1 protein-coding gene is annotated in these 410 nt (G+C 42.7%); it reads right to left on the bottom strand.

Annotated features, from left to right (window positions below):
* Window positions 1-303 precede the first annotated feature (303 nt).
* A partial coding sequence (locus WG68_RS18960; protein ID WP_046559284.1) for a cold-shock protein occupies window positions 304-410 on the bottom strand: 107 nt, incomplete at its 5' end.

Here is a 410-nt window from a genome sequence, read left to right as displayed (position 1 = left end):
CTTTAGCCATGAATGACTCCTAAAAATTTAAAATATCTAATTTACGCGTAATGCGCTGTTAGCCTGACGGTTACGTTACTTATGCGGCCAAACGTGCGTGAATCTTCAGGGACATGACTTACTATGAAGCTGTGTAGCGAAGTGTTCAAAAACATGTTGTTACATAGGTCTGGTCTACAGGCCGGCTCAAACTATAGCAGGTCTGTAATGAATGTATAGCGTTATTCCGCGATTTGAGAATTTATTCGCCATAACAAAAAACCGGCCAGAGGCCGGTTTTTTCAAACTGAACGAACGGGGCTATTAAAGCACAGTTACGTTAGCAGCTTGAGGGCCTTTCTGGCCTTGTTCGATTTCGAAAGTCACGCGTTGACCTTCGTCTAAGGTTTTGTAACCTTCAGACATAATTG

The organism is Arsukibacterium ikkense, from assembly GCF_000987775.1.
GTDB lineage: Bacteria > Pseudomonadota > Gammaproteobacteria > Enterobacterales > Alteromonadaceae > Alishewanella > Alishewanella ikkense.
The sequence above is the reverse complement of the archived record's forward strand: the minus strand, read 5'-3'. Positions and strand labels throughout refer to the sequence as shown.